The organism is Dellaglioa sp. CoH-56-MRSF-12, assembly GCF_056782075.1.
The window spans coordinates 1-621 of record NZ_JBXAYD010000014.1 but is presented as its reverse complement, the minus strand read 5'-3'; the positions used below and the strand labels follow the sequence as shown (position 1 = coordinate 621).

Genomic DNA, 621 nt, shown 5'->3' with positions numbered 1-621 from the left:
CGTCACTTGTTCCTTGCGCGGCGCAGCGTCCGTAGCCGGATCGTTCGCGGCGCGGTTGTCGCGCACTTCGGCCGATGCCTCGATGGATGCCATGATATCGTCAACCGCGACAAACGGTTGAACGCTGTAGCCGGTGCCGCTTTCGGCCGTGAATTCGGTTGCTTGTCCCTGAGCCGCGAACGTCGCGAATTCACGGGCGCGAGCGCGCGTCAGGCCCAGCGCTTGCATGATTTTGACGGCGGCCTCTTTGGACGTGAAGTCTTGACGGGTGCACGTGACNATGTTAACGATGGTGATGATGTTTGCCTTTTCCATTTTGATACCTTTTAAGTGTTGGTTAACGACAAGACAAATTCTAGGGGACTAGAGAACACGTGTCAACTAATCCCCTATGACTTGTGCGGTCTTTAGACGGCGGCGCGCTGGAACATACCGGCCAGCAGGCGCGACGGCTGACGCTGAGCGCGGGCACGTGCTCGGGCCAGTGCACGCACTTGAGCGCGGGGCGTGTGTTTCAGGCGCGGGGCCGGTTCCTCGGCCTTTTCCCATTCTTGCGGGGCCGCGTCCTGATGCGAGCCTTCCGCGCTCACGTCGGATTCCTGCGTCGCGATCGGTTCGGCG

General features: G+C 60.8%; 1 protein-coding gene. It reads right to left on the bottom strand.

Annotated elements, in window-relative coordinates:
• Nucleotides 1–407 precede the first annotated feature (407 nt).
• Nucleotides 408–621 (bottom strand): hypothetical protein (locus AC1RPY_RS07605; protein ID WP_481763084.1); only part of this gene is annotated, 214 nt, incomplete at its 5' end.